This is a genomic window from Rhodopirellula sp. J20-39 (assembly GCF_057365095.1).
On the sequence record NZ_CP195123.1, the window covers coordinates 4,394,920 to 4,418,836 of the forward strand.

General features: G+C 55.6%; 14 protein-coding genes. 2 read left to right on the plus strand and 12 right to left on the minus strand.

All coding sequences use genetic code 11. The features are described 5' to 3' along the window. Positions 1–15 precede the first annotated feature (15 nt). Positions 16–1,065, plus strand: a complete 1,050-nt coding sequence (locus ACR3ZL_RS16040; protein ID WP_486172772.1) for a site-2 protease family protein — start codon at positions 16–18, stop codon at positions 1,063–1,065. A 429-nt stretch (positions 1,066–1,494) separates the two neighbouring features. Here the strand turns inward: ACR3ZL_RS16040 and ACR3ZL_RS16045 are convergent, their stop codons facing one another. The 7 genes from ACR3ZL_RS16045 to ACR3ZL_RS16075 form a co-directional block, all read right to left on the minus strand. Further along, positions 1,495–3,828, minus strand: a complete 2,334-nt coding sequence (locus ACR3ZL_RS16045) for a site-2 protease family protein (RefSeq protein ID WP_473652110.1) — start codon at positions 3,826–3,828, stop codon at positions 1,495–1,497. Positions 3,829–4,011: 183 nt separating this feature from the next. Continuing rightward, positions 4,012–6,222, minus strand: coding sequence for an efflux RND transporter periplasmic adaptor subunit (locus tag ACR3ZL_RS16050; RefSeq protein ID WP_473652109.1), 2,211 nt, complete (start codon positions 6,220–6,222; stop codon positions 4,012–4,014). 348 nt (positions 6,223–6,570) lie between these two features. After that, positions 6,571–7,713: an SPFH domain-containing protein gene (locus tag ACR3ZL_RS16055; RefSeq protein WP_473652108.1), complete on the minus strand. Its 1,143-nt coding sequence runs from the start codon at positions 7,711–7,713 to the stop codon at positions 6,571–6,573. A gap of 129 nt (positions 7,714–7,842) precedes the next feature. Continuing rightward, complete coding sequence (locus ACR3ZL_RS16060) at positions 7,843–10,308, minus strand: heavy metal translocating P-type ATPase (protein WP_486172773.1); 2,466 nt, start codon at positions 10,306–10,308, stop codon at positions 7,843–7,845. A gap of 20 nt (positions 10,309–10,328) precedes the next feature. After that, the gene (locus ACR3ZL_RS16065; protein WP_473652107.1) at positions 10,329–10,937 is read right to left on the minus strand and encodes a hypothetical protein; all 609 of its coding nucleotides are present in this window, start codon (positions 10,935–10,937) and stop codon (positions 10,329–10,331) included. A gap of 21 nt (positions 10,938–10,958) precedes the next feature. Continuing rightward, positions 10,959–12,002: an aldose epimerase family protein gene (locus ACR3ZL_RS16070; RefSeq protein WP_473652106.1), complete on the minus strand. Its 1,044-nt coding sequence runs from the start codon at positions 12,000–12,002 to the stop codon at positions 10,959–10,961. A 325-nt stretch (positions 12,003–12,327) separates the two neighbouring features. After that, positions 12,328–13,248 (minus strand): GAF domain-containing protein, encoded by a 921-nt coding sequence (locus ACR3ZL_RS16075; RefSeq protein ID WP_473652105.1) that lies wholly within the window; start codon positions 13,246–13,248, stop codon positions 12,328–12,330. 295 nt (positions 13,249–13,543) lie between these two features. Between ACR3ZL_RS16075 and ACR3ZL_RS16080 the strand changes: the two genes are divergently transcribed. Beyond that, positions 13,544–16,018: a DUF6851 domain-containing protein gene (locus ACR3ZL_RS16080; RefSeq protein ID WP_486172774.1), complete on the plus strand. Its 2,475-nt coding sequence runs from the start codon at positions 13,544–13,546 to the stop codon at positions 16,016–16,018. Positions 16,019–16,061: 43 nt separating this feature from the next. Here ACR3ZL_RS16080 and ACR3ZL_RS16085 read toward each other — a convergent pair whose 3' ends face one another. From ACR3ZL_RS16085 to ACR3ZL_RS16105, 5 genes are all read right to left on the minus strand, one after another. Continuing rightward, positions 16,062–17,468 (minus strand): beta-ketoacyl synthase N-terminal-like domain-containing protein, encoded by a 1,407-nt coding sequence (locus tag ACR3ZL_RS16085; protein WP_473652103.1) that lies wholly within the window; start codon positions 17,466–17,468, stop codon positions 16,062–16,064. A gap of 126 nt (positions 17,469–17,594) precedes the next feature. Continuing rightward, the gene (locus ACR3ZL_RS16090; RefSeq protein WP_473652102.1) at positions 17,595–18,005 is read right to left on the minus strand and encodes an OsmC family protein; all 411 of its coding nucleotides are present in this window, start codon (positions 18,003–18,005) and stop codon (positions 17,595–17,597) included. A gap of 67 nt (positions 18,006–18,072) precedes the next feature. Then, positions 18,073–18,855 (minus strand): TatD family hydrolase, encoded by a 783-nt coding sequence (locus ACR3ZL_RS16095; RefSeq protein ID WP_473652101.1) that lies wholly within the window; start codon positions 18,853–18,855, stop codon positions 18,073–18,075. Between the two features lie 116 nt (positions 18,856–18,971). Continuing rightward, entirely contained in the window at positions 18,972–21,914 is a 2,943-nt protein-coding gene (locus ACR3ZL_RS16100) for an FAD-binding and (Fe-S)-binding domain-containing protein (protein WP_473652100.1), read from the minus strand. Positions 21,915–22,224: 310 nt separating this feature from the next. Further along, positions 22,225–23,487 (minus strand): DUF1559 family PulG-like putative transporter, encoded by a 1,263-nt coding sequence (locus ACR3ZL_RS16105; RefSeq protein WP_473652099.1) that lies wholly within the window; start codon positions 23,485–23,487, stop codon positions 22,225–22,227. Positions 23,488–23,917: the final 430 nt, after the last annotated feature.

The following is a 23,917-nucleotide window of genomic DNA, read 5'->3' on the forward strand; positions in this document are numbered from 1 at the left end:
TAACAGCCAGTTACCATGAATGACGACGATCAACTGATTGCGGCCGTTCGTGCGATCGAGACGAAGAAGACGAGCGGCACGACTAAGTTGCTTGTTCTGGGCATATCGTTAGCCTTGTTTATTGGTGCCGGTTTGGCTTGGTGGGACCTTAAGCTGATCGTCATGCTGGTAGCTGTACTGCTTTTTCATGAAGCTGGCCACTACATCGCGATGCAGGCCTTTGGTTACCGCAATGTGAAGATGTTCTTCATCCCCTTGATGGGCGCCGCGGTCAGCGGTCGCCACTTTCATATCGCGGCTTGGAAGAAAGCAATCGTTTACTTTGCCGGTCCGGTCCCTGGCATCCTTGTGTCGTTGCCGCTGATGGGTGTCGGTCTTGCCTACTCGAACGATTGGCTGTTTGAGCTGGGCGGAATCGGGTTGGTACTCAATGCACTGAACCTGTTTCCAATCCTGCCGCTCGATGGTGGCTGGCTGATGCACCTGACGGTGCTGCGTCATTCGCCCGGTTTGGAACTATTTGTGCGAGCCATCGGCATCGCGGTGTTTATCGGGCTGGGAGTGCTATCGGGCGAACAATTGCTGATTTGGTTCACGGTGCCACTGCTTTTGATGCTACCGACCACATTTCGTGTTTCCAAACTGGTTCGTCAACTACGTGATCTCCCTTTGACGCAGCCTGAACTTGCACAGGATGACGACGATCTCGACAAATTGAAGTCCGCCGAGCCTGTCGATACGATTCCGAGCCAACTCCCTACCGAGATTCCTGCGGACGCTATCCGCAAAATCGCGACCGCCATTGAGTCAACATCGCTAGCGACCGCACCGCGTTCGCATCGAGCGGCATTGATCGTTCAGGTTTATGAATCGTTGATCGTACGGCCACCCAGCATGCTCGCAACGACAATGATTTGGGTAGTTCATATCGGCATCCTCGCCATTGCGATCGGTGGTGGGTTGTTGATGTTTGGTTTGCGCAACTTCGCGCACATCGATCGCGATCCAATCAAACTGCACGACAACGCCACCGACGGTCTCGAGTTACCATCCGCTAGCCAATAAAGCTGGAAACTGCCGGTGCCCATCGCAATCACTGCGACATGCCGCCGATGACTAGTGCTTCAGCAACTTTTCATCTTGGGGTTGATCGTAGTGGATGAAGCGACGAATCCTATCCACTCACCGACCAGACGGGCTCGTCGCCTCGCCCACTACCCCCAACTTGAATCTGAATGAAGCACTAGAGCTTCAGCAACTTTTCATCTTGGGTTGGTCGTAGTGGATGAGGCGACGAATCCTATCCGCTCACCAACCGGACGGACTCGTCGCCTCGTCCACTACCCCAACTTGAATCTGAATGAAGCACTAGAGTTTCAGCAACTTTTCATTTTGGGTTAGTCGTAGTGGATGAGGCGACGAATCCCATCCACTCACCAACCAGACGGACTCGTCGCCTCGCCCACTACACCCAACTTGAATCTGGATGAAGCACTAGCGGAAGCGAATCAAACCGGCGAAGCCTTCTGCGATCCGCTGCCAGAAGCTACGCGGTGGAGTGGTGAGTTTGATTTGTGCGGAAGAGCCTACTCGCCACGGAACCGCACGAACCTGCGACCAGTCATCCGGTGCCGAATCACCCTGCGCCGAATCATAAAACGCCGAATCAGATTGCATGTCGATCGCTACTCGTACTAGGAAGCGGGTTTGCGGCGTCCAGAGTCCTTGCGCACCGTCGGGGTGGTCGCGACGCTGGGAATCCACCCGTGGATCGAATCGCTCATCGGCGATTTCGACAACAGTGCCGTTCAAAATGGTTCGCGGCTGTGCGTCCCAGATCACTTTTGCCGACGATCCCAACTCAAGCCGCGACGCGACCGTGGAATCTACCGCCATTTCAGCCACCCAACAAGCCGTGTCCGCGACCGCCAATAGTTCGGTTCCGGTATCCAACATGCAACCGAGGTTACCGCGGTCGGTAGGTTGACCGGTCCAGGACGCCAGTCGCACATCGGCGCGAACGTCAGTCGGCAAACGATCGGCATCCGGATCGAGCGAACGATCATCGACGTCCAGGCGATCACTTCTACCGTGCCGGCGGTTTCCCATCGCGGCGATCACGACTCCAGTCGATGGTGATTTGATCGACAGTGCCTCTTGCTTACGCTGGATCGCCGCGACCTCTTTCTGAAGTTCGGCAAGCATCTCTTCGGAAGCGGCTAAATGCTGTGACGCTTCCGGAACAAGCGACTGGGATTGTCGCAACGCTTCAATCCTCATTTCTTGTTGATCCAATCGTCCTTCAGCCTCAATCCGTTGCAACTCAAAAGCCGGGTTGGACAGAACCGCCAGCACGTCTCCTTCGCGGACAGGTTGTCCGGGCGTGACAAGCAGTTCTTCCAACCTTCCGGCTGACGCGACAAAGACGCGAGACTCAGCAGCGGGAACGATTCGACCAGACGTGATGGCTTGGGAGCGGTAGGGCACAAATCCAAGTGCGATCAACAAGGCAACCGCTAGAACGGAAATCAGAAGGCGGGGCACGATGATCTTCCGTCGATTGGTTGGGTTTTTGAGAAAACGTGACAACGGTGATACCGCTGCGATAAGCATGCTGGTTAACGCCAGGATCGCAGCAAACTGTCCTACGATTTCGAGGCCATGGGGACGTAGTGCCATCCAGATGAACAAGATGATCGAGAACATCAACACCCAGCGATAGATCACCGACGCGATCGCATAAAGCAGCAACCACCCCGACCGGTCGGCGGATTCCGTGTGCAGTTCGTCGTTGCGAATCCCCAAACCAACTCGTGACATTAGACTCGTCAAACGCCGGTTGGCTCGCTGCCCCAAATTGGGCACATCGGTAAGATCCGAAAGCAAGTAATAGCCGTCGTATCGCAACAGCGGGTTCGCGTTGAACAAGAGGGTACTAACGCCACAAACGAGAATCACATGCGAAGCAGTTGTGTGCACCAAACCTGGCGGCGACATCACCCAAACCCAGGCCGCCAATGAGGCAATCACGATCTCGGTGGCGATTCCAGCTAAGGCGACCGCCGCCCGCTTCCAACGGCTGGCTAACATCCATGACTCAGACGTGTCGCAGTACAGCGCCGGCGTGAACACCAAAAGCATCGGACCGATCGAGCGGCATCGAGCACCGAAACGCTCTGACACGGCCGCATGCCCCAGTTCGTGCGAGATCTTGGTCAGTCCAATGACGCTGGCCAATATCAATGCATTTTGCATCGTCAGCCATTGCGATGCGGCAGGTAATTCCCGCACATATTGTTCGTAATTGACCAACATCACGACGCAAGCCGAGGCGACGAGAGCACCAAGTGCAACCATGCCCGGCAATGACAACACCGGCCGTAATAACGGTGAAAGCCAACGCATGATGGGGCGAGGATCCACGCCAGGCAGCCGAATGAATAGCCACTGCGAAGCCAAGGCGAACCACTTTTTCCGGCGTTCTTTGTCCGCCTTCAATAACAGTGGCGAGCCTTGCCCGGGCGAATGCGAAGTCGTCAAGCCGCTCTCGTGGAATCGGAATAGCAACGCGTTGATTTGGGCCGGCGTGACACGTCGATTGGGATACTGGGTTTGGTATCGCTGTTGCAGGTCAACCAATGAACATTGACCATCCAGTAGGCAAAGCATGAAGTACTCGTCTTCACGCAACCGATGGAACTTGCTGGCAACAGGATCGTGAACGTTCACCCAACCCGCATGGCGGTGGGAGACACGCACCGCTTTCAATCCAACTTGGTGCTTCACCCCAAGCGGTCGGCGGGTCGACGATTGAACGGAATCAGACAAAAGGACGGTCAGGAAAAACGAGAACGGGCGTTATCAGAGGGAGTTGGCTTCGGGCCTCAGTTTGATCGATTCGGCACTGAACGTAGTGGACGAGGTTACGAGTCCTTCATATTGGGGGACGCATCACTTCGTCCACAACGTTCAACTGCAAAGGCTGACTTCGGTCACATACCCGCCGTGCTACTACCACCATCGAAAGACAATATTGCGGTGAACCCAGGCGACTAGCTCATTTGACCAGCTGTCGATCAGGCGACGTTTCCCACACACGATCTTCGCCGTGACATCGGCGTCACCTCGGAATCCGTCATCTTCCATTCCTTGAAGCGATCCGGCCGGCAGTTTGCCAATGACATCGACGACGTTGGTTCCATCGGATCGGCGCCGTGCGATTCCGCCAACACGTTCGACGGTTGCTTGATACGTTTGCGTGGGTTGCGTTTGGATCGCAAAGCGGATTGGCAATGGCTGCCCATTTTGATGACGCTGCATCACTTCCCCGCCACGTGCTTCAGGCAACTTCAAATCCAACTCCCACTCTCCGTCGGGCTGGATTACCGCGAACAGACGATCACCTCGGCTGACTGGACGCGAACGCAGCTTTTCGTCCAAACGCCAGCCAACCACCATGCCATCGATCGGCGAGCGAATCGTCAAATCCGCCTGCATTTGTTTGTTGATCTCCAAGCGACGGCTGATCGTTTCGATCTCGTTCTGCAACGTGCGTTGTTCGATCGCGTTCTGTGCGGCCTCGCGAGGGTCATCGTTGCCCGATATTTGCAACGCCCGCAACGATGCTAGCTTTGCAGTCGCGGTCGCCAGTTGACCGGTCAGGGATTGCGATTCACGTTGGATGTCTGGATTGCTGAGTTCGATCAACGCGTCACCTGCCGAAACTCGATCGCCGTCTCGCGTCTCAATCGAATCCACGACGCCATCAATCGAGGCAAAGATCGCCTGCCGAACCACAGGTCGGGCAACCCCCGTCGCAATGATCGTGTGGTCCACGCGAATGAACCACGCCGCGGCCAAAAGGCCGATCATGCACAACGCCAACGCGGCACCCCAGTTGCGAATCGCACTCCGCGACAACCCGGCGAGCGGTCGGCGTAGCGGCAATGCGAAAACATCGTCATAGCGGGTCGCGTTGGACAAGGCAAAGGACGCCTCCGCTGCGATTTCACGAGTTGCCGCAGACACACTTGTGCAAGGCTCACCGGTGAACGTTTCTAAGAACAACATTGCCAGCGGTAATGATGGGGCCCGTTTAGCGTCGGAGTCGAGGGACTGTTCGTTGGAGTTAGCGAGTTGTTGGTAGACCGGAACCACGACCACCGATAGCACGCCTGATTCGTCAAGGTATTCTTCCAACGGCCCCACGATTTGCGGTGGCAAGGAATCATTCATGGAACCTGCAGCATCCTCGACGGCGAACTGGCCTGCTGACTCATCCGGCGATCCTGATGCGGCTTGGTGGTCGGTGATCGCTGGTGGAAGCACCATTGCGGAGTTCATGACCGCAACTTTGTTGGCGAGCTGATTGATGGAACGCACTAGTGGAGATCGACGATCCACAACCGCGGATCCACTGATCGCTTTGACCTGGTACTTGCGTCGTCGACCACGGGAGGTTGCTAACAGTACGACCGCACGATCGCAGGCCAGCAACCGAGGCAATTCCGATGCGATCCGGTATGCAGTTGCGGTTGGATCGAGTGTCTCGTGAAAACCACGCAACGTCGCGCGGACGCTGGCCAGCCGGTCGATATCGCTGCCCGCCACGCCGGATAGAGCATCATTAGATAGGACGCTATTGGATAGCGAGTTATCTGACAGCGATGTGCTTGACGGTCCTTCGTGGGAACGAGTATTGGTATCCGCCGGTTCGGGCTTGGACATATATCGGGTTTGTTGAACCGCCGTCACACAAGCCGCCAACAATCGCATCGCAGGCAATCGGTCACGAACCTCAAACTGTTCGTTTTGCACCACGAGCATGCTGCATCGCCGCGGCGCCGGCAAGAGTTCGGCGGTGAATCCGTTGCACTCACAAACAGGCTGGCCCGCCATCACGATGTCGCCATCGGCTACGCTCGATATCATCGTCGATGTGACCGATGGCATGGCAGCATCCAGCAATCGTCGGACTTGTTGGCGATCGATGCCGTCGGCGATTTTGGAATCGTTCACCAGCATGCGAGGCTGGTCCCAATGCAGATCTGCGACGGCAACGACGGCCGCGGAAAGCCACTCACCTAATTGAGATGCCAGACGCTGCAGAAACTCATCCCGACTGGTGGACTGTTCCGCAATGCGGGCAATCACACCGGGGACGTCGCCGACTTGGGCAGTCGAATTGGTCGCCGTTTCGGAACTGGTGGGAGAACGCGTCATCCCCCCAGAATAATCCACCGGCCCGAAAACACACACCTTTTTGGGTGCGTTTGAGTACCCGAGAAACGCTCACCCGCTAGAACATTTTGAATTTAACGTGCCCGATCCCGGTAGCTGGGTTCGCCAGAATTTAGCTTGTGGATCGTAGGCCGGACCAAGCGCAGCGACCTTCCGGCAATCATCCGCCTGCCGGATGGGCGTCGCAAAGCCTTCTTCATCCGGCCTACTTTTGGGGCGTTACGTGATTGGTCTTTGTAGCTGAGTTCGCCAGACTTCAGAGCACCGGAGTCTGGCGACATCGGCTACATCCTTTTCAATAACGCTCTAGCAGTCGTGCTATTCGCAGCATCACGCGCCGGGGATTGGCGGTGGAGACGATTGCGTGAACGCCGATGACAACGGTGCAATCGTTCCTGCAGCGTACCAGACCGGCATGCCTTCTTTCCAAACAAGGGTCTCGCGATTGATTTCTTTGCTGGCGATCCCGGCTTGAATTTGGGCCAGGGAATACGGTCCCTTGGATTCGCCGGCGACGGCAACGTACCAAGCTTCCGCCGGTGGTGGCGGCGGAGGAGTACTGCCCGCGGCGCCGGACGGATTTTGCCCGCCACCAACACCGCCCACCGCGCCACCCATGGCCCCCGGCAACATTCGGCCAGCCATCGCGACACCCAGTCCCAGTCCCAAACCGTCGGCCGCGCCGCCTCCGCCACCACCCTCGGCGGCCGCCGTCATGGCTTGGCCCATTTGGTATTGTTGGTATCGGTTCAGATCACCAATCACACCCATACTGGTGCGTGTGTCGAGTGCCTTCTCGACCGATTCGGGCAATGAAATATTGACGATGAATAGCTCCGGGCAATCCAAACCATATTCATCATCGATTCGCTCAACGACCCGTTTGCGAAGACTTTCGCCAAGCGACTGATAATTACTTGCCAAGTCCAAAGCCGCGATCTGCGAGCTACCAAGCAAGTCCGCGAACGTGCTTTGAATCATCGACCGCATGAACGTGTTGATATCGTCGGAACTGAAATCACCGTCGGTGCCAACGATTTCCTTCAGCAACGCTTTCGGTTCAACCGCCTTCAGCGAATAGGTTCCGAACGCACGCAAACGGATCGGGCCGAACTCCGGATCACGCAACATGATCGGGTTCGGTGTTCCCCATTTCATGTCAGTAATCTGAGTGGTGCTGACGAAATACACTTCCGCCTTGAACGGACTGTCAAACCCGTACTTCCATCCTTGCAAAGATGTCATCACCGGCATGTTTGCCGTGGTCAGTTCGTAGTGGCCCGGTGGGTATACGTCGGCGATTTCGCCTTGGTAGACGAACACCGCCATCTGACCAGGACGGACGATCAGTTGCGCGCCATTCTTGATTTCGTTGTCGTGTCGAGGAAATCGCCAAACGAGTGTGTGTTTGGTGTCGTCGATCCATTCGACGATATCAATCAATTCTGATTGAATGAAATCAAAAAGGCCCATGCTATTTCCTCAGGTCACGTTCGGTTCCGCGGTTGAATATCCCCCCGTTGTAACGTGAAACGATAGCGCGTGACAACGTGGGATCACCCGTCGTCCAAACGAAGACGACTCCGCGTCACAGGACCAGAATCATCCGTCGACCAACTTCACCATTCGCAACCGAAGTGCATTTCCGATTACCGATACACTCGAAAAGCTCATCGCCGCCGCCGCGATCATGGGACTCAGCAGCACGCCCAAAATGGGATACAGCAAGCCAGCGGCAACCGGAATGCCCAAAGCGTTGTATACAAACGCGAAAAACAAATTCTGGCGAATGTTTCGCATCGTTTTCCGGCTCAGGTTGATCGCAGCGACGACGCCCCGAAGATCGCCACCGACCAACGTCACCCCCGCCGATTCAATCGCCACCCCCGCCCCGGTTCCCATCGCAATCCCGACGTCGGCTGCGGCCAACGCGGGGGCGTCGTTAATTCCGTCGCCCGCCATCGCGACTCGCAATCCCTTGCCTTTCAGTTCTTCGACGAAGCGGTGTTTGTCACTCGGCGAGACCCCTGATTGGTACTCATCGATGCCAAGTTGGCCAGCAATTTGTTCAGCGGTCCGTTCTGCATCGCCCGTGAGCATGACAACACGAATCCCTAGGTCTTTCAGTTCCGCCAGTGCGTCGGGCGTCGTCGTCTTGATTGGATCACTAATCGCGAGCGTTGCTGCATGTTCACCGTCGATTGCCACATAAACCAGCGTCGCAACCGCCGCCGACGCTGCAGTTGAAGAACCAGTCATGTCCGCTGGAACTTCGTCAGAGACCGCAATGCCGTGATCCGTTAGAAAGGCAGACTTACCGATCAACACCTGCTTTCCATCAACACTCGCCTGCACACCACTGCCGGTATCACTCGAAAAATCGGTTGCATCCGAAATCGCGACATCTTCCGCTCTTGCACGGCGCACCACGGAATGCGCCAGCGGATGCTCGCTATGGCTCTCCACGGCCGCTGCATACTGTAACACTTCCGTTTCACTCCAATCGCCAAACGTCGATACGGAAGTAAGCTCTGGGCGTCCTTGCGTTAGTGTTCCAGTTTTGTCGACGACGAGCACATCGATTTCGGTCAGCAATTCAAGCACTTCCGCGTTCTTAATCAGCACGCCTTCTTTCGCGCCTCGTCCTACTCCCACCATAACCGACATGGGCGTCGCTAGACCGAGTGCGCACGGGCACGCGATGATCAACACCGCGACGGCGGCAACGAATGCGTGTGCCAGTTGTGGTTCCGGTCCCCACACCGCCCAACCAACGAACGCAGCGATCGAACAGACAATTACCGTAGGTACAAAGTACTGAGCCACCGTGTCGACTAGCTTCTGAATCGGTGCACGACTGCGCTGCGCCTCGGCGACCATCTGCACGATCCGGCTCAACACCGTTTCATTTCCTACGCCGACCGCCTCCATCACAAAAGCTCCCGTTTGGTTGAGCGTACCGCCGGTCACCGTGTCGTCGGCAACCTTGTTCACCGGATAAGGCTCGCCTGTCAACATGGACTCATCAACGCTACTTTGGCCGCTGACAAGACGACCGTCGACGGGCACCTTCTCGCCCGGTCGGACTCGCAAGTGATCTCCTTTGACGACGTCAGCCAACGCCACGTCGCTTTCACCATCAGCGGTCACTCGGTGCGCCGTCGCGGGAGCCAGTTCCATCAGCTCGCGAATGGCGCCGCCGGTTTGCTGTCGGGCACGAAGTTCCAGCACCTGTCCCAACAAGACAAGCGTGATGATCACCGACGCAGCTTCGAAATACAGGGGCGGAGAACCGTTTTCGAAGAACGCCTCCGGCACAACGCTTGGCGCCGCGACGCCAACCACACTGAAGAAGTACGCCGCCAAACTACCAACGGCAATCAGTGAGAACATGTTTAGGTTAAGGCTACGAAACGATTTTGCTCCGCGGATCAGCAGCGGCCAACCACAGCCAAACACAACAACGGTGGCGAGGACGAACTGCAACCAGCCGTCGACTTTGGGGGGAATCCAATCATGCACCCGGATGCCGACCATGGGTGCCATCGCAATCGTGAACAATGGAACGGTAAAGACGAACGACCACCAAAATCGCCGCTGCATGTCGCGATACTGTTCATCATCGTTACTTGCGGGATCAACGAACTTGGGCTCCAAATCCATCCCGCAAATTGGGCAGTCCCCAGGGCCGACCTGTTCAATCTCAAGGTGCATCGGACAGGTATAAATCGCATCCGGCTTGGCTGTTCCAGCAGCGGGTGATCGGCTATGGCTCGAAGTGCCCGACTTTCGATCATCGCTTCCACAGCCGCAACAACTTTTGGGTGCATCCGCCCCAGCGGATTCCATTTGAATCGGCAGTCCACTCGATGCCGTACCTTCGGCTCGACTGGCGTGCCGCTCTTGATGTTTTGCTAAAACGCCAACCGGGTCGGCTTGGAACTTCGCCTGACAACCGGAGCTGCAAAAATAGTAATCGTCTTCGGCGTGACGAACGTGAAGCGATGTCGATGTATCAACACGCATCCCGCACACAGGATCAATGGCTTTTGACTCGGTCATCGACATTCAAGTTATCCGGCTACGGACTAACCAATGAAGACGCCGGCCACCGCCAACGTGATCAGTCCTAGGAAGAGGATCAGTACGAACCAAACCGCCTTTGAGGTCTTGTACCGCACGTGAGGTGTCGCAGCGATCACTTCCTTGTAGCTCTCGGAAAAGACAACAGAGCCCTTTCGGCTCAGCAGCAGGTACAAGAAGTAGACAGAAAATAGCGTGCCAATGGGAAAGACGATCAACCCGAGTAAGCTCAGGATCACCGCACAAACCCTGGCCCAAGGTCGTAATGCGTACAGCCCGATTGCGGTCGTGAACTGGATGACCGCCAGCACCAGACACAAGTAACCTTGCGTCGATACGTTACCGAATTCCCGGGGATTCAGCACCAACAGCGAACCGGCAAGGGCCAACATGCCGGCTCCGATGATGTAAAGCGAACCGATCGATTTGACGGAAACCTCGTGCCGCAGATGAAACCGGCGAGTTTTCTCTGCATCGTTGTCAGCGGCGGGTTCGCTGACCTGGGCGGTAGGCGAATACGGGTTGATATCGACCTCACCGGCCCGCTGCACCGGTCGCTCAGACTCCGGCTTGGCGGCGGGATCGGATTCGAAGAATGGATTCTCTTCGCTCAAGTTCGAACATCCCGTTCAGGTTCAGTCGACCAAAAATCGGTGCACTGTTGTTTCACAAATCGAACCCTCTGGACGCAACAAGGTCGTTGGGAATCCAGGGTGGTTGGGAGCATCGGGATGATGCTGGGTTTCTAAACAAAACGCATCATGACCGGCATGCCCAGCGGTATGCTCGTCACCGGATAAATGGTTAGCGGTGTAGAGCTGCATGGCGGGCTGGGTGGTTTCGATCTCCAGCACTCGACCGCTTGATGGATCGACCACTCGCGCCGCCTTCCGCAAGGTTCCCGCGGACCCGTCGACCACATAGCAGTGGTCATAGCCTTTCGTCTCGGGCAATTGATCGATTCGCTTGGCGAACGTTTCAGCGGTCAAGAAATCAAACGGCGTGTCTTTGACTGAACCAATTTTTCCCGTCGGGATCAAATCGTCGTCGACGTCGAGGATTTCGCTTGAGTAGATTTGTGCGACGTGATTCACGGCTGAACCGGAACCCACACCAGCCAAATTCCAATAAGCGTGGTTGGTCAAGTTCACATGGGTTGGTGCCGTCGTGGTTGCGGCATACTCAATCACCAATTCATTCGCATCATTCCAGCGATACTCCGTCGTGACCGTGACCTCGCCTGGGAAACCCTCGTCACCATCGGGACTGACTAGCGAGTAGCGGACGCCTTGCCCCTTCTCGGGATCATCAGCCAGGATCTCGGTGGTCCAAAGCTTGTGCGAAAAGTTGTTGTCGCCACCATGCAAACAATGCTTGCCGTGATTCTTGGTGACGTGATACTCGGTTCCGTCGATCGTGAACTGGGCATTACCGATTCGGTTACAAAAGCGGCCAATCGAACTTCCAAAACCAGGGTGCGGGTTCAGATAGCGTTCGATGGAATCAAACACCAAGTTCACGTTGGCCAGCTTGCCGTCACGATCCGGTACTTCGACCTCCAATAGCGACGCGCCCCAGTTCATGACGGTGACTCGATTACCTTGACGGTTGGTCAAAGTTATCTTCTCGACAGGACGTCCATCAGTGGTGGTACCGAAAGCTTCAGTGTTCGCGGGCATCGGGTGACTTAGAAAAGGGAAGGAGGTGCCAAACGCTCCATTATTCCTTGTTGCCACACCGAGACGCAACCGGGGGACGAAGCACCGAATGTGCCGTGAGTTCTGTCCCGCTTCGAACTACCGGCTCACGCGTCCCACACCTATTTAGGCCAAACGAAGCACGTACATGCGTTGGCACGTTGTTCCTTCGACGAACCCTCAAGAGCGGCATCCCGCACGCGGACAAAAAACGTCGTCAGCGTCATGTGGCGGATTGCCGCTCTGTCGGGCGTCGCTGAGGTTCACTGATGTGAACCACGCCGGAGAACGAAATATAATTTGATCGTTATGGTTGCTGGACCAAAACTTGCCACTCGGACAATTCGCCGGAATCGTACATTTTGGCGAGGCGTTCGATCCAAACGGTGGACAACTTCGCACCTTCGGAAAGCAACAGCATTCCGTCAGCACGCCGGATCGATCTTGCGATCGTCATGTCTGGTTTCAGTGCAGAGATCGGCAGCACGAGACCGTTTCGGCCCTTGAGCGTATCGAGAATCGCAGGTGATGATGCGAAATCTTTTTGCGAATCGCAATCCGAGACCTGGCTCGCATGTGACCTCAATCGACTGCGACGTCGCATCCGCCGTAAAACTACGCCGGGCCCGAGATCGCCAAAGACAGACTGACTGGCCGATTGGTCCTGAGCGTCTTCCGTCGAACTTTCTTTTGAATTGCAAAAGTCCAGAACGTCGGTTGCCAAAATTGCGACGGCTAACTGCCCCGTGACTTCTTTTAGCAAACGAACATGATCGTCGGTGTAAGCGTCGGTCTGCTTACTGCTAAAGAACAAGAAGCCAATCGGGATGCCGCCAACAAACAACGGGCAAGTCAACGACGATTGAATGCCTTCTTTAACAATCAACAAAGTCGAGCGTGATTTTGGATGATTTTCTAGGTACGCACGAAGATCGTTTAGCATCCGTGGTTTGCGGTGCGTGATCACCAGTGACAGCGACGACGTTGCTAGCTTGGCGGAATAGCCGGTGCGAAGGCGAACCGGATCTTCCGACCGCGACCATCTCGCAGTGGCATACTCGCATTGTTCGTCGATTTCGGCGTAGCCAATACGGTCGTAGGGAATCAGCCCTTGAAATGCGTCGTAGACGTAATCCAAAGTGTCTTCCAGGCTCGCGCCGTGGCAAATGCGGTCTGCTAAACCGCACATCCGCGACGGTGCCGATGCACGATCGGTTAGTTGAATCATGATTGCCCCTCGAACGCCTATGTCAAAACGTCGAAGATGCGGCGAACAAGCGACCGTCGACATCCAAACCTAGGTCATGCGGATGGTTCTGATCGAAAAATTCAACAAAATCCGCATCTGAGCGTCCTGGCAGCCGCGAATGAAGGATTCGAGCCCCGCAAATCGCCCAGATCACCCAAAACGCTCCATCTTCGGCATGGAGGTGACCCGCTGAGATCTGTATAGTCCCGAAATTCAAGACTTCCCGCGATGCCAACGCTCTGGCATTTCCTCGTACCCTCCGCCGAGCCGGTCCATGTTTGGCAAAAAAACAGTCCGTTTTCGAACGCCGACGATCGAACGACTCGATTCCCGAACCTTGCTGGCCGCCGATTTTCAGTCGCCCTACCAACCCCTGGACGTGGATCTCGATCTGCAAGTTTCTCTTGAGGACGTTCAACAGGTTACGAGCCTGCTGAACCAAGCCCCAGACGCGATCATTCCGACCAATGGACAAACCGGGATCGAACTCTTCCCTGACGTCAGCGGTGACAACTTCTTAACCGCGCTAGACGCGCTTCAGATCATCAATCAACTCAACAGCGATCATCCTGTCATCGCGTCTCGGTTGATCAATGACACTGCAATCGCTCAAACCACCAACCACGACCTTCAAACGCAAGATATCGGTCTGGAGATTAAGGTCAGCTCCCAGTCGGGCATTTGGATCCAGATCAACGATCAACGTTTAGCTGGCACTGAGGCTTACGCGACGGGGGATCACACTGTCTTAGACGCCGCGGTTATTGATTCGCTATTAGGCCAACCGCTGCCTGATGGAATGCACACCGTGAAGGTGGGACTGGACGGAAGCGAGGACAGCATCCAGTTCGAAATCTACCTGGATCGAACGTCGCCCACGGCAATGCATGACGATCCGAAGACAACTTTCAATGACAGCGGCGATCAGCTTTCACTTGTCTTCAACGAACCTCTGGCAGCGGATGTTTCGAATCTCGATCCTGCGTTGATTCGGATCACTCCGATTGGCCAAGACACGCCGTCTTCGAGCGTCATCGGCATCGAGTTCACCGAGCCCAATCGGCTCACGTTCAAACTTAGCTCGCCGCTGGCCATCGGTACTTACGATGTTGTCTTGCCGACCGCCGTGTGCGATCCGGCCGGAAATGTTGTGGACGACGGAACCCAAGTCGCGTTAACCAAACGGTTCACACTAACCGTGGATCCGGATACACAATACGTATCGGTCGAAACAGAGCAACCGACGTTATCGGTCGTTTGGGACAACGCAGTCCAGTACGCTGTCGTCATGACATCACCTGGACCTACGATCGCATCGAGGGCGTACGCAATTCTGCATACGGCGATGTTCGATGCGTGGTCGGCCTACGATCTCGACGCGGCATCAACCACGATGGCCGACACACTACAGCGACCGCAGGTTGAAAACACCACCGATAACAAGACCATCGCGATGAGCTACGCGGCATACCGCGTGCTATCCGACTTGTTCCCCACCGAGGTCAACCAGTTCGACCTTGTGATGTCACAACTGGGCCTGAATCCGCTTAACGAGACACGAGACACCACCACACCGGTTGGCATCGGCAACACCTTCGGCGACAAAATTTTGGAACAGCGGCACGACGATGGTTCCAATCAATTAGGCGATAGCGTTAACGGGACTGCTGGCGTCCCCTATTCGAACACGTCATCGTATCAACCATCCAATCCCGTTGACGGTGTCGACAACCTAGACTTCTGGACGCCCGAAAATGTTCCGATCGGCGTTCCACCCGATGACGCCGATCACCTACGGATCCAGAATTTCCTTACCCCGCACTGGGGAACCGTCACTCCGTTTGGAATCGATGACGTGACGGTGTATCGTCCGGTTGCGCCAGAACCATTCTTGTTGGTCGACGGCACAGTGGACGTGTCCGCGAAACAGATCACTTTGACTGACGGAACCGTTCTCGACATTGACGCTTCGTTGGTGGGAACGATCATCAATCCCGCGTACATCGAACAGGCGGAACGAATCGTCCAAGCGAGTGCGGATCTGACCGACGAACAAAAGCTGATCGCTGAATTCTGGGAGGACGCGTCGGGGACCTCGTTCCCACCGGGAACCTGGATGTCGTTCGGCCACTATGTTTCGGCCCGAGACGAACATTCGATTGATGACGACGCGCAGATGTTCTTTGTCCTTGCCAACGCAATCTTCAATTCCGGGATCGCGACCTGGGAAGCGAAAACCTATTACGACTACGCTCGGCCGGTCCGTGCGATTCGTACGCTAGGCGAATTGGGGCTAATTGGAACGTATTCAGCCGAACAAGCGGGCTGGGTGATCGACGCTTGGGTTCCCGGGGGCGGCACGGAATCGATTCTTGCGACGGACTTCCTGACTTACCAAACACCCGGCAGCGATCCTTCGCCGCCCTTTGCCGAATACACGTCCGGCCACAGTGGCTTCAGTGCTGCCGGGGCAACAATCCTCGAACTGTTCACCGGCGACGACGACTTCGGCGCCTCGGTAACCTTTGAAGCGGGATCGTCTCGTTTTGAAGCCGGCCATGTTCCCGCCGAACCAGTCACACTGGCTTGGGACACGTTTCGAGACGCTGCGGACGAAGCAGGTGTGTCACGGATCTATGGCGGCATTCATTTCGATGACGGCGACTTGAATGGACGCCAAATCGGCAACGGCATCGCGATGCAAACCTGGGAATCGGCGCAAAAGTACATCAACGGCACCATCGACTGATTGAACGCTACAGGTAATGTCGCGTTATCGCGGCAGACGAGCTTTATCGGCCCAGAAGAATCGCCGTCGCGTTGCCAGGCGACGTGTGGGCGATCGCCATCACGAACGGCTTGTCAAGTTCGCGTGCTTGATCGGACACGTTCAGTCCCGCATGACAGGAGTCCGCGTACTCCACCGGTGGAATTTGATTGGATTGAAGAATCACGCAAGCACTGACCAAGCCCATCATGCCACTGGCGGCACTGGTATGCCCCAGCACGCTGGCCGGTAAAGCGACTGGCACATCACCGGCAACTTGTCCGATCGCTTCGCGTTCACAAGCATCGATGATCGGATCGCCGAACCCGTGACCGACGATCGCACCTAAGGAGTCGGCTGACACGCCCGCCATCGCGAGTGCACCTTGCATCGCAGCAACAATAGCGGCGGTAGATCCGCGACCGGCGTCCGGCCGAATCTCTGCGGTTCGCTCGCCACTTTTGAAAGACTCCGAAGCAATAAAGCGTGACGCGTAACCGAGAACCTTCGCGATCGGCTTGCAACCACGAGACTTGGCGGTCTCGCTTCGTTCCAGAATTAAACCCGCTGCGGCTTCGCCTCGGACGAAGCCATCCGCGTCATTGGCATGTGGACGACTGGATCCCGATGCCGGCTCGCGGACCGTCGCCAGTGGTTGATCTTCGGTGAACAAAGCTCGGGTGGCGTTTAGGCGGCTGCCCGCGGCACTGACAATCATGAAGTCCGCGATATCCCGAGTGAGATACCCACACCCTTCCATGAACGCGGCCGGCCCAGATGTGTCGCCGACGGTGACCGTGTTGTTCGGACCATGGGCACCGGCAACGATTCCGACGTGACAGGCCGGCATGTTGGGTAGGTACTTCAGCAACCAAAGCGGCGTGATCCCGCGAACGGCAGCCTCGCCGAACCGGTTGGTGTCCACGTTTCCATCGGCATCAATGCAGGCGGCAAACGCATCGGCCAATTCCGAAGGCGGGCCGTAAAGCATTTCGCTTCCGAAAACGGTACCGATTCGCTCGTTAGCGATCTTCCCGCCATCTTCGTAATCGGATTGTTCAGGACTGACGGCGGGCAGGTAGCCGTCCAGATCGGCGTCGCTGATCGCGAGACTGGAAGCGGCATACGCCGTTTGAATCTCTCGGCACATCACCTTCAAAGCTTTTCGCGGCTTGACGAACTGCTTGGCGTCGAAATCCAAGATCGGCGCCGCGACCGCGGTACGTTCGTCCAACACCGCCTTGCCGTCAATCAACGCGTATTGTCGACAAAGGTGCTCCATCCCGGCCTGCTCAGGGGATTGAGGATCCACGTCGTCGAGCTTGATGACGCCGCTCGAACCGTCTAACAGCGATTTGGAATAGGGTTCGCGTCCGATCCCGATTGAGGAAACCATACCGACACCGGAAATGACGAGGTCGGACGGTTTCATGGCCAAATTTTCTCAGGCGATCAGGTGAGTCGGTTTACTATTGCCAGCAAAGTATGATTGCCCGACCACAAGCTAGCCAGCCTGGAGGTGGGGTTTTCGGGGGAAACCGCAGTTTGCGCAATTTTTTTAACGAAACTCGATTGGAGCATCAATGTCCGGATGCAGGCTTTGATGCACGGGGCAATGCTTCGCGGCCGTTTCCAGACGCTCCCGCATCGCGGGCTCCAATTCCAGCGTTTCTGGCAAAGTCACCACGGTCGTTAGCTTGCCAATTCGCCGAACGGGGGCAGTGATCATCTCTTTGGTGACGTGAACCTGAGTCCCCGAAAGGTCGATTTCATGGCGTTTGGCGACCAGACCGATGATCGTCAACACGCATGTGCCTAGCGCCGTGGCGACCAAATCGGTCGGCGAAAACGACTCACCTCGGCCACCGTTGTCCGTCGGAGCGTCCGTATCGAGCGTCTTGCCGCTGGGTCCATGAGTCGCCTGGCAATGCAGATCGCCTTGATAGACGGCGGTTATTTCAACAGACATCGAATTTCCCTAAGGATGCAAAAAAGGGGTGGCTAATAGTGGTCGGACCAGCGAAATGAGCCAACGCTCAGGCCAACTGGAAGAATCGTTTTGCGTTGGCGGTTGTGATTTCAGCCAATTTTTCTGCCGAGATGCCTCGGACGGTAGCGATCGCACGCAACGTGTGTTCGACCCGAGCGGGCTCGTTGGGCCGTTTCCCCCGCAACGGTTCCGGCGATAAGTACGGCGAATCGGTTTCGACCAAAATCCGATCATCTGGCACCATCTTGGCGACCTCACGCAGCTCGTCGCTCTTTTTGAAGGTCACCATTCCAGCGAAACTGATCATCAACCCCAGATCCAAACACGCTTTGGCCTGATCGGCGGTGCCGGTGAAAGAATGCATAACGCAGTGCGGAACCGTCGGTTTTTGGCGACGAAGCTGCTCAATCACCAGCTCACAACTTTCCCGCATGTGAATCACGATGGGCAGATCCGTTTGGCGAGCCAACTCCAAATGGCGGTCAAAATAATCGTGCTGAAGTTCGATCGGAGTGTCATCCCAATAACAATCCAAACCGGTCTCGCCAATTCCACGCACGCCCGGCTCGGACACGAGCTGTTCGATTACCGCAAAGTCATCGGCCTTGGCTTCATTGGCGCTATTGGGCTGAATCCCAACCACGGCGTGCAAGTATCCCGGGTACTCGGCCGCTAACTCGCATGCACGACGACTGGTCGCGACATCGATCCCAATGATCGCGATCCCGGTGACGCCCGCTTGCTTGGACCGCTCAACCACTTCATCAACACAACCATCGAAGGCGTCGGTGTTCAGGTGAGCGTGAGTATCAAACAAGGTCAGCGGCATAATAGTTCGGCAGAGTGTCGTTCAAACGAAACCGGAAACAGCGTCCTTCATCAGACGGAAAGGACTCCGGTACCGCTAGATGATATCGCCGACCAGGAATTATTGAACCAGTTGCATCAAACAACCGCCGCGTCCCAGAGAATTTCAATGGGATGCTTCGCGTGTCGCTGTGTACCATCGTGAATCTGATGACGACACGACGTTCCCGCTGCGGCAATCAAATCGCCTGACGCAGCCGACCGCACGGCGGGGAACAACACCATCTCGCCAATCTGCATCGAGATCTCGTAGTGCTCCGCTTCGTAACCAAACGAACCTGCCATGCCGCAACAACCGCTGGGAATCACGTTTGCCTGGAAATTGCTAGGCAACGCAAGGCACTTTTGCGTAAGAGCCACGTCACTAAGAGCCTTTTGGTGACAATGGCCATGCACCCAAACCCGCTTCGTTTCGGACGTGAAATCATTCGGTGAAATACGTCCTTGGTCAATTTCCGCCGCGAACCATTCTTCAAACGTGAAGCACCTTCCTGCCAAACGAATTGCGTCGTCGATCATTTCTGGCCCAACTAAGTCCGGATACTCATCGCGGAAGGTCAAAATGGCCGATGGTTCAATCCCGATCAACGGAACGTCGTCATCGACATGCTTGGCGAGCATACCAACGTTGTAGCGTGCTAGCTTTTGTGCCTCTCTCAACATTCCCTTGGATAAATGACTGCGACCACTCTCTCGAAACGGCGGAATGGAAACGTGGTAGCCGAGATGGTTCAACAATTGGACCAAAGCGATACCAATTTGAGGATCGCCATAGTTGGTGAACTCGTCCGCAAACAAGCACACCGTACCAAGCCGCTTGCGATCTGGATTGGGCTTCGGTTGGTTGCGATGATACCACTTCGACAATGTTAAGGAAGCCACGCGAGGAATGGATCGGTCAGGGTGAAATCCGATAGCGCGGTTGAGTAGTCGACGGACCGGCGTGACGCCAAATGCACCGTTCCATAACCACGGCAATTTTGCTGCAAACGACTGACTGCGAGCGTACCCGGCGACTATTCGAGAACGCATCGGTATGCCGTTGGCATCTTGGTAGTGCTGCAAGAACTCCGCTTTCATTTTGCCCATGTCCACCGTCGACGGACATTCGGATTTGCACCCTTTGCACGACAAACACAAATCCATCACATCATGTAAATCCGGATGATCGAACGGATTCGCGGCAGTGGATGATGTGAGAATTTGCCGCAGCGTGTTCGCTCGTGCCCGGGTTGTGTCCTTTTCGTTGCGCGTAGCCATGTAACTGGGGCACATCACGCCACCAGCCAGATGAGTCTTGCGACAATCACCACTGCCGTTGCACATCTCCGCAGCCCGCAGAATTCCTTGCTGCGCAGAAAAATTGAACACGGTTTCAATCGAACGCTCTGGCGCATCGGATCGGTAACGCAACTGCTCGTTCATGCGTGGGGTATCCACGATCTTATTTGGGTTCAAGATCCCGTTGGGGTCCCATGTTCGCTTGAACTCAACGACCAGATCGTAGTTCGCCTTGCCGATCATTTGCTGCAAGAACTCACCCCGCAATCGACCGTCACCATGTTCACCAGATAACGATCCGCCGTACTTCTTGACCAAACCAGCGACCGTTTGAGCAACTTCGTAGAAAAGCCGTTGGCCTTCGCTGGTTTTCAGATTGATAATCGGACGCAGGTGGATTTCACCAGACCCTGCATGCGCGTAGTGCACACACTGAAGTCCGAACTGGTCGTTCAGTACCTGGTTGAACTCCGCGATGTAGTCAGGCAGATCCGAAACCGCCACCGCGGTGTCTTCGACCACAGGCACAGCCTTATCGTCACCTGGGACATTCCCAAGTAATCCCAACCCAGCCTTACGAAGTTCCCAAACTCGCAATGCATCGTTGCCGAACAAGATCGGGTAGGCGTAACCCAACCCAGCCGATTGCATTGCTGCCGCGCTCGCATCGTGGATCGCTTTCACTTCCGCTTCGGTCTGGCCACGCACCTCGGTCACCAAGATCGCCTTCGGCATACCTTCGATGAAGAAGCGATTTTTACTGTGCTCGATACTGCGTTTGGTGCACTCCAAAATGTTGTGGTCGATCAACTCACAAGCGAAGACATTTTGCTTGACCGCAATCAGTGTCGCCTGCAACGCGTCGGCAATACTGTCGAAGTGACTGCACTGCAGACCCGAGATAGGCGGCGGAAGCGGATCCACGTGCAACTTCATTTCCGTCACGAACATCAGCGTTCCTTCGCTGCCAGCGATCAACTTGCAAAAGTTGAAATCGTTCGTCGATGATTCATCCAACACCGAAGCGTCCATCAAACAATCGATCGCGTATCCGGTATTACGCCGCCGGATGCCGGGTTTGGGGAACTGCCGAGCGATCTCTTGTCGAATCTCCTGGTCTCCGAGACGTTCACGGACATGACGATACAATGTCGTCTCAAGGCACTCCGGCCCATCGCACTTTTCCTGAAATAGCTCTGTCGACATTTCATGGAAAACCACCGCCGAGCCGTCCGATAAGAATCCCCGAACCTCGATTAAGTGGTCTCGTGTACTGCCGTAATGGATTGAATTGGAACCACACGAATTGTTTCCCACCATGCCTCCCATCATGGCACGATTCTGAGTCGACGTTTCCGGGCCGAACGTAAGTCCGTGTTTGGCCAAGACGGCGTTCAATTCATTTCGAATCACACCCGGTTGGACTCGCACCCAACCTTCCTCGGTGTTGATTTCCAACACCTTCGTAAAGTGCTTCGATACGTCGACGACAATCCCCGAACCAACGACTTGACCGGCCAGCGACGTTCCTGCCGTTCGCGGGATCAATCCAACGCCATGCTTGTTGGCGAACTCGATCAGAATCGCTATATCGTTTTCCGTCCTTGGAATCGCTACCGCCACCGGCATCTCTTGGTAAGCCGAGGCGTCGGTCGAGTACAGACGACGTGTCAGTTCATCGGTATACAGATCCCCACGCAACGAACCAATCAAATTCGCAAAATCAATAGGAGTCGGCATCGTGTCAGAACCGGTCGAATGGGAAGGGGGATAAGGCAGGACGCAGCAGCGCGTGCGACAGTATACGCATTCCCAACGCCACGTTGGCAATGCAGCGCACCCCACACCGCAAGTCAAACTCAACCGCCCTCTCCATCGAACCTACCCCTTAAACGCAGCGGACAAGGCTACGCAACCTCCGCGGAACTCCGACACAACGGATTCGTCGCCTCGGCACGTCCCTGAAGAGCGACTTTGCGCACAAAAAACGCGTCCGACTCCTTGGTGTCGAACGCGCAAATGCGAAAGCGTTTAGATCGGTTAAGCGAAACTAAAACTCTTCTTGAATCACTTCACGTGATGCACGCGTTCCCAGGCTGCCCCAAAGCCCGTAGGGGCTTTTCGAACCAGGGGTCGAGCCAACCGTTGTCACACCAAACTCGACCATCCGTGCACCCGAGTTTCCGGCTTCGATGGAATCCGTAATGAACTTAACGGCTCCATCGCCCATCAACACATGGACACCACCTTGGTGACGACTGCTCGGTGAATAAACACCCATGTGCTTGTCGAACGTGTTCGTGCCAGTCGTATAACTGTCCGCGTTCGTGTTGAGGCCGGCCGCGCTGGAAGTACACGTTGCCGCGTTGGGAGGAAGAATCGTTGTCACGCAACTGTAGATAGGGTTTCCGTCAGCCCAGCGATAACCGCGTCCGTACTCCGAGTCTTGTTCGGACATTGTGTTCGTTGCGGCAATCCAAAACTGCGGACGACTTGGGTCGGTCCCGTTTCCGTTACCACAAATCGATGGCGTTGCGGCCAAAGCGGCAAAGGTAATGTCAGCGGAATCGATACGGCGAGCGGGTGATGTTCGAGTGTCGTTGTCACCCAAGTCACTCGCGATTTCGCCCATGATGATCGTGTTGGATAGACCATCCAGGATATCTCGGAATGCCATCTTTTGACGAGCGACGAATGCACCACGCTGGTTCGCACGCGAGCGTTGAGCGGCATTGCTAACCACCTTCAATACTTGATTGGTCGGTCCGCTTGACATGGTCATCATGCTGTCGCCCATGCACGATGCATAGTTGGTGCGTCCGAACGCCGGCAGTCCAACACCCGGATCGCTAGGACAACGCAGAGTTGGAAGCTCGGTCATCCATGGGCCGTAAAGGTTGTTCTCGGGTGTTGGTCCCATAGCCTGCCATGAGCCGTTGGTCCCATCCGCGTTGGGAGCGTTGGGGTTGCTGATTTGCTCCCAAAGAGCTTGGTTCTCCACAAAGGGTGCCAAGGCGACAAAGACGCTTAGCTCTTCGTGGTTCTCAACCGCACTCGCATCCCACCAGCTAGCACCTGCGTGGAGGTTGCCGGTTCCCGACTTGTGTTTTGGTAACTGGTTATACGCTGAATGGTAGTTGTGAACAGCCAAACCAATCTGCTTGAAGTTATTGCTGCAGCTCATTCGTCGGGCCGCTTCGCGTGCTGCTTGTACGGCGGGCAACAGGAGTCCTACCAGTACGCCGATAATCGCAATAACCACAAGTAGTTCAACCAGCGTAAAGCCAAATCGGCTTAGTGACTTTCTTTGCATCAAATGTCTTTCTGAACAGGAGAAGAGGATTGGGAGAGGAGCAGAAGTAGAGTGACAGAGAATTGGCGAGTGCCCGTTTCTCCTATCCCATCACAGTAAACCGTGATCCAGAATCGTCCACGCATTGGCTGGTCATTTCCAACACCATTCCAACTCAGCGTCAATTGCTCCGAATATTAGGAGATCGGCAGTCCGGGAAAGCCCCGTCGCCCCCCCCAGCTAACCTCCGGTAGGTTCGAGCCACGCGGAACTGCGCTGGTTCGGCAAGCAAATCCCGATGCCGATTTTCAATCGCCGAGGCCGATATTCGCCAGGAATCCTCCACGTCCTGATAGGAAAGAACGCAATTTTATCCAGCAAATGGTTCGTTTCGCACATGCCTAGTGCGACCTGTAACGTGCATGCATAGACGCAATGGGTGCTATCACAA

What these genes read in the sequence shown, in the direction of transcription:
- ACR3ZL_RS16050 (WP_473652109.1), bottom strand. Translation starts at nt 6,222, where the DNA reads ATGACGCGTTCTCCCACCAGTTCCGAAACGGCGACCAATTCGACTGCC.
- ACR3ZL_RS16040 (WP_486172772.1), top strand. Translation starts at nt 16, where the DNA reads ATGAATGACGACGATCAACTGATTGCGGCCGTTCGTGCGATCGAGACG.
- ACR3ZL_RS16060 (WP_486172773.1), bottom strand. Translation starts at nt 10,308, where the DNA reads ATGTCGATGACCGAGTCAAAAGCCATTGATCCTGTGTGCGGGATGCGT.
- ACR3ZL_RS16090 (WP_473652102.1), bottom strand. Translation starts at nt 18,005, where the DNA reads ATGTCTGTTGAAATAACCGCCGTCTATCAAGGCGATCTGCATTGCCAG.
- ACR3ZL_RS16080 (WP_486172774.1), top strand. Translation starts at nt 13,544, where the DNA reads ATGTTTGGCAAAAAAACAGTCCGTTTTCGAACGCCGACGATCGAACGA.
- ACR3ZL_RS16105 (WP_473652099.1), bottom strand. Translation starts at nt 23,487, where the DNA reads ATGCAAAGAAAGTCACTAAGCCGATTTGGCTTTACGCTGGTTGAACTA.
- ACR3ZL_RS16100 (WP_473652100.1), bottom strand. Translation starts at nt 21,914, where the DNA reads ATGCCGACTCCTATTGATTTTGCGAATTTGATTGGTTCGTTGCGTGGG.
- ACR3ZL_RS16070 (WP_473652106.1), bottom strand. Translation starts at nt 12,002, where the DNA reads ATGCCCGCGAACACTGAAGCTTTCGGTACCACCACTGATGGACGTCCT.
- ACR3ZL_RS16095 (WP_473652101.1), bottom strand. Translation starts at nt 18,855, where the DNA reads ATGCCGCTGACCTTGTTTGATACTCACGCTCACCTGAACACCGACGCC.
- ACR3ZL_RS16085 (WP_473652103.1), bottom strand. Translation starts at nt 17,468, where the DNA reads ATGAAACCGTCCGACCTCGTCATTTCCGGTGTCGGTATGGTTTCCTCA.
- ACR3ZL_RS16055 (WP_473652108.1), bottom strand. Translation starts at nt 7,713, where the DNA reads ATGGGCCTTTTTGATTTCATTCAATCAGAATTGATTGATATCGTCGAA.
- ACR3ZL_RS16075 (WP_473652105.1), bottom strand. Translation starts at nt 13,248, where the DNA reads ATGATTCAACTAACCGATCGTGCATCGGCACCGTCGCGGATGTGCGGT.